This window comes from Inquilinus limosus MP06, from assembly GCF_000767795.1.
GTDB classification, from domain to species: Bacteria; Pseudomonadota; Alphaproteobacteria; order DSM-16000; family Inquilinaceae; genus Inquilinus; species Inquilinus limosus_E.
Map to the genome: position 1 here is coordinate 1 of NZ_JANX01000409.1, position 5,791 is coordinate 5,791.

5 protein-coding genes are annotated in these 5,791 nt (G+C 66.8%); 2 read left to right on the forward strand and 3 right to left on the reverse strand.

Annotated elements, in window-relative coordinates; all coding sequences use genetic code 11:
• Positions 1-170 precede the first annotated feature (170 nt).
• Positions 171-1,703 carry an ABC transporter substrate-binding protein gene (locus P409_RS24375; RefSeq protein WP_202964788.1) on the reverse strand — a complete coding sequence of 511 codons (1,533 nt, stop codon included), beginning with the start codon at positions 1,701-1,703 and terminating at the stop codon, positions 171-173.
• 180 nt (positions 1,704-1,883) lie between these two features.
• A complete protein-coding gene (locus P409_RS24380; RefSeq protein WP_202964789.1) occupies positions 1,884-3,404 on the reverse strand; it encodes an ABC transporter substrate-binding protein in 1,521 nt (506 codons plus the stop codon).
• Positions 3,405-3,644: 240 nt separating this feature from the next.
• On the opposite strand from P409_RS24380, the gene P409_RS24385 reads away from it, so the two are divergent.
• On the forward strand, positions 3,645-4,439 hold the full coding sequence (locus tag P409_RS24385) for an IclR family transcriptional regulator (protein WP_034844729.1): 795 nt from the start codon (positions 3,645-3,647) through the stop codon (positions 4,437-4,439).
• Between the two features lie 9 nt (positions 4,440-4,448).
• On the opposite strand, the gene P409_RS24390 is transcribed toward P409_RS24385, so the two are convergent.
• Positions 4,449-4,679, reverse strand: a complete 231-nt coding sequence (locus P409_RS24390; protein WP_034844731.1) for a hypothetical protein — start codon at positions 4,677-4,679, stop codon at positions 4,449-4,451.
• A gap of 443 nt (positions 4,680-5,122) precedes the next feature.
• Here P409_RS24390 and P409_RS39175 point away from each other — a divergent pair.
• The coding region (locus P409_RS39175; RefSeq protein WP_034844733.1) for a calcium-binding protein at positions 5,123-5,791 on the forward strand (669 nt) is incomplete at its 3' end.

Here is a 5,791-nt window from a genome sequence, read left to right on the forward strand (position 1 = left end):
CGCGCGCGCGCGCGCGCGCGCGCGCGCGCGCGCGCGGGGGGGTTGTCGAGCGAAGAGACCGAAGGCGCCGGCTCCGGCGGCACCGAACCCCCTCCCCTGCCCCCCTCCCGCAGGGGGAGGGGGGACTGGAGAAAGCTGGCCGGCAGTGGCGCGTGTCGGCACCATTCGTCTCACTTCTCCACCCAAGTGTTCCAGAAGGACGGCCAGGGCGACGGCTCGTAGCCCTTCAGTTTCGGCGACTTGGCCGAGAGGGCGTTGAAGTCGCCGACCTTGATGAACGGCACCTCCGCCATGATCGCGGCCTGGACGTCGCCATATAGCTTCGCCCGCTGCGCCGGGTCCGAGGCGGCGTTGAAGGCGTCGAAGGCGGCGCGGCGGCGGTCGGTCGACCACCAGCCGGGGCCGCTCTCGGACATGCCGAGATTCAGCGCCGGCTCCGGCAGGAACGGGCTGTGGGTGAAGAAGATGTCCCACAGCGCCGGGTCATTGCGGCGCTGGGTCAGCGTCGCCCAGTCCGACACCTGCAGGTCGACCTTGAAGCCGGCCGCCTTCAGGTACTCCGCCGCCACCAGCGCCATCTTGTAGTGGAACTCGTATTGCTGGCTGGTCAGGATCCGGATCGGCTCGCCGGCATAGCCGGCCTTCTCCATCAGCGCCTGCGCCTTCTCCGGATTGCCCTGGTCGTAGGTGTCGACCCCGGCGTCGCTGCGCCACGGGAAGCCCTCCGGATACATGGCGCCGTCGACCGTGAAGAACTCCGGCTTGCCGAAGGCGGCCAGCATCATGTCGCTCTCGCTCAGCGCCGCCTGCACCGCCTGGCGCAGCTCCAGCTTCGCCAGCGGCCCCTGCTTGGTGTTCAGCATCATGATCGGGTAGCCGAAGGACTTCAGGATCACCGGCTCGGTGTTCCCGGTCAGCTTGTCATAGGATTCGACCGGCAGCAGGTCGGAGAAGTCGTACTGGCCGGAGACCGCGCCCTCAATCCGGGTGTTGGCGTTCGGCACCGGGATGAAGCGGATCTCGTCCAGATACGCCGTGCGCCGGCCGGCATAGCGGCTGGGCTGTTCCGTCCGGGCGGCATAACCGTCGAAGCGGGTCAGCAGGATGTACTGGTCAGGCTTGCGCTCGGCCAGCTTGTAAGGGCCGGTGCCGACCACGTCGGTCAGCGGGTCGTCCATATGCGCCTTCGGCATGATCACCGCGGCGCTGTTGTTGAAGGCCAGCAGCGACAGCAGCGGCGCATAGGCCTGCTTCAGCTTGACCTGAATGGAGAGATCGCCGGTCGCCGTCACGCTCTCGATCATCGGCGCCGCCTGCTTGCCGCGCGAGGCGACCCGCATCCAGCGCTGCAGCGAGGCGACGACGTCGTCCGCGGTGAGTTTCTCGCCGTCATGGAAGGTGACGCCGGACCGGATCTTGATGTCGTAGGTGCGGCCGTCCTCGGAGATCGCCGGCATCGCCTCGGCCAGCAGCGGCTGCAGCCGCCATTCGGCGTCGAAGGTGAACAGCGTCTCGTAGACATGCTGGGTGATCATGCCCAAGAGGTCGCCGGTGTTCGCCATCGGGTCGAGCGTCGGCGGCTCGCCGATGGTGGCGACGTCGATCTTGCCGCCCTTCACGGGGTCGGCGATCGCCGCGCCCGGCAGCAGGGCGGCGGCCACGAGGAGGGAGAGCAGCAGGCGGCGCATCGGCTGGGTCTTCATGGCTGGCGTTCGGCGGCGGCAACGGGGATTGGGAGGAAGAGCGGCTGGACAGCCCTCACCGTCATTGCGAGGAGGCGAAGCCGACGAAGCAATCCAGGGGCCAGGGCGAGCGGCCCTGGATTGCTTCCCCCGGCTTCAAGGCCGGGGTCGCAATGACGTTGAGGTGTTATCGGACCTTGGTCATTTCTCCACGTAGGCATTCCAGAAATACGGCCACGGGGCCGGGGTCACGCCCTGCAGCGACTTGGCCTTGGCCGAGAGGGCGTTGAAGTCGCCGACCTTGATCAGCGGCACCTCGTCGGCCATCACCTGCTGCACGCCGGCCCAGAGCTTCACCCGCTCGTCCTGCGTCAGCGCCTGGTTGAAGGCGCCGACCGCCTTTTCCTTGGCCGGCGTGTCCCACCAGCCGGGCGACCCCTTGGCCAAGGCGCCGATCAGCGCCGGTTCCGGCAGGAACGGGCTGTGGCTGATATAGATCTCCCACAGGGCCGGGTCGGTCCGGCGCTGGGTCAGCGTCGCCCAGTCGGTGACGTCGAGCTGGACCTGGAAGCCGGCGGCCTTCAGGTACTCCGCCGCCACCAGCGCCATCTTGTAGTGGAACTCGTATTGCCGGCTGGTCAGGATCCGGATCGGCTTCTGGCCGTCGTAGCCTGCTTCCTTGAGCAGCGCCTGCGCGCCCTCGGCGTCGCCCTTGTTGTAGATGTCGGTGCCGACCTCGCTGCGCCAGGGATAGCCCTCCGGATACATGGCGCCGTCGAGCGCGTAGAAATCGGTGCTGCCGAAGGCGGCGGCCAGCATATCCTCCTCGTTCAGCGCCAGCTGAACCGCCTTGCGCAGCTTGACGTCGCTGAGCAGGCCTTCCTTGGTGTTCATGACGAAGACCGGCCAGCCGAAGGGCTTCAGGATGATCGGCTCCGACGCCCCGGCCTTGATCTTGTCGAAGGATTCGACCGGCAGGGAATCGGTGTAGTCGTACTGCCCGGCCACCGCGCCCTCGACCCGGGTGTTGGCGTTCGGCACCGGGGTGAAGCGGATCTCGTCGAGATACTGCTTGCGGGCGCCGCCATAGCCGTTCGGGTCGCCCTCGCGCGGCTTGTAGCCGTCGAAACGGACCAGCTGGATGTACTGGTCGGGCACCCGCGCCTTCAGCATGTAGGGGCCGCTGCCGATCGGCTCCTTCATCTCCGGCGCGATCTTCTCGGACGGCAGGATCACCGCGGCGCTGTTGTTGAAGGCCAACAGGGCCAGCAGCGGCGCGAAGGGTTGCTTCAGCGTGATCTTGATGGTCGAGGCGTCGATCTTGTCGATCGCTTCGATGTTGCCGGCAGCCAGCTTCCCGCGGGACGCCACCTCGGTCCAGCGCTTCAGCGAGGCGACGACGTCGTCAGCATCCAGCGCCGAGCCGTCATGAAAGGTCAGCCCCTGGCGGATCTTGATGGTGTAGACGCGGCCGTCGGCGCTGATCTCCGGCATCGCGTCGGCGACCAGCGGCGTGACGTTCCAGTTGGCGTCGAAGGTGTAGAGCGTCTCGAAGATGTGCTGGGTGATGATGCCGACCAGGTCGGCGGTGCTGACCATCGGGTCCAGCGTCGGCGGCTCGCCGATCGTGGCCACGGTGATCGCCCCGCCCTTGGCCGGCGCGGCCATGGCGCCCGAGGAGAGTGGCAGGATCGCGACCGTGACCAGGCCCAGAACTTGCAACGTCCTTCGCAGCATTGACTCCCCCTGTCGCGAGCCTCTAGTATTCCGTTATTAAGAAGCAACATCTTCCGTTGCGGAATACGCTAGTGCTATCGCGACCGAGACGTCAACCCATCCGATTGGCCCGAACGGCGGATTTGCTCGGCGATTGACCGCAATGCAGGACAAAGCCTAGCTTCGAGTTCTTGCGGGCTATACCACTCGGCCGGAGCAGTGGCTGAGAGCAGATGGGACGGGATCATGGCGGAAGCAGCGGCGGCCAAGACCGAAAGGGCAAGCGAGCGCAGCCGGGTCAGCGGCATTGAGCGCGCGGTGCAGATCTGCGACCACCTGCTGGCTGCCGGCCGCCCCCTCACCGCCTATGATGTGTCCAAGGCGTTGGGCGCGCCGATGTCGACGATCTATGGCGTGGTCGATTCGCTGCTGCGCCAGGACCTGCTGTCGCGCGACGGCGACGGCCTCCTCTGGTTCGGCCCTCGCCTCTACCATTACGGCTTGGCCTATGGCCGCAGCCTGAACCTCCTGGAGACCGCGTCGCAGGAGATGCGGGAGTTGAGCCGCCTGCTGGGCGAGACCGTCCAGGTCTGCGGCCGCGACGAGGGCCATATGGTGGTGCTGGCGATGGCCGAGCCGCCGGGGCATTTCCGGGTCTCGTCCAAGGTCGGCACCCGGGTGCCCTTGAACTGGACCGCCTCCGGCCGCCTCCTGATCGGCCATCTGCCCTGGGCCGAGCGGGTCGAGCTGATGCGCCGCGCCGCCCAGCCCTCCCCCACCGGCATGGCCGAGACCGACCCGGAGCTGCTGTGCCGGATCGGCGAGACCGCGCTGGCCGAGAAGCTGGCGATCCAGCTGAGCGAATCCGATTTCGCCGTGGCCTGCATCGCCGCCCCGATCTGCACGCCGAGCGGCGATTGCGAGGCGACAATCAGCGTCGTGCTGCCGGAGCAGAAGGCGCGCGAGCGCGAGCGCACCTACAGCGTCGCCGTGCAGGAAGCGGCGAGCCGGATCGAACGGCTGCTGGGCTGGACGGCCTGATGCCCTGAGCTAGCGGCGCGGCGGCGCCAGCTCTCGCACCACCGGGTCCACCATCTGATCGAAGGCCGCGGCTTCCGCCATCGCGATGCGCAGCGCGCGGCGCCTCTCGGCGACATAGGCCGCGCCGGTGATGCCGGTCGGGGCCGCCGGGTCGTCATGGCGGAAGGCCCGCTGTGCCCGGCTGGTCGCCTGTGCCGCCTGCTTGGCCCGCGCCACCTGGCGTGTGAAATCGCGATCCATGGCGATCTCTCCCTGGTTCGGGACACGACCTGGGCCGCGTCCGGTCGATTCGGTGACAAAAAAACGCATGCAGCGATCCCATCGTTCCCGAAGAAGCCGCCCCGCGCGACAGACCGCAGTGCAGAGCTGACGCGATGCTTTCGAGAAGCACACCATCTGTCCCGGGATGAGTGCATCAAATCGGCCGCCGGGCCGGCCCGCCTCGCTCTCGCGGGCTACTATAGGGACAACGTCCGGGTCCATGATATTTTATACGACATAGCCTGAGGCAAGATGTCTAACTGAACAACATTATATGCAAATTCTCCACATATCACGAATCACAGGGTCGATTGTGGTGAGCGCGCTCCATCGAACGCATTTTTGTTGAACGACTTGGGAAGAAATGACCAACTAGGGAGCCCTATTCATATCGAGCCCTTGTCATATTGGGGAGGATATTCATGGCCACTTTTACCGGCACCAATGGCGCCGAAATTCTGCCGAACCTGATCCTCGGTCCAGTCCAAGCCATCGGAAACGACTTCGTCGACGCATTGGGCGGGGATGACATCGCCATCGGCTGGTCCGGTGACGACGTGATCCGCGGTGGCGCCGGGGCGGATGTGATCATCGGCGGCCTGCTGAACGCGGCCGGCGTCATCACCCTCTCCGGCATCGATGCGGCGGACTACACCACTTCTGTCGACGGCGTGACCGTCGATCTGTCGGTGATCCTCGACCTGACCCTGCCGATCCTCGGCATCAACATTCAGCTCACCGGTGCCTCGCAAGGCTTCGGCGGCGACGCCCAGGGCGACTATCTGGTGGGCATCGTCAACCTGATCGGCTCCAACACCGGCGACGACAATCTCAGCGGCAGCGCCGCGGCCAATACGCTGAACGGCCAGGGCGGCGACGACGCCCTCGACGGCCAGGGCGGCAACGACATCCTCCTCGGCGGCGACGGGGACGATACCCTCGTCGGCGGCGGCGGCGCCGATTCGCTGCAGGGCGGCGCCGGCACGAACGATACGGCGGATTATTCCGGCTCCGCCACGCCCGTGACCGTGAACCTGACCACCGGCACCGGCACGGGCGGCGACGCCCAGGGCGACACCCTGACCGGCATC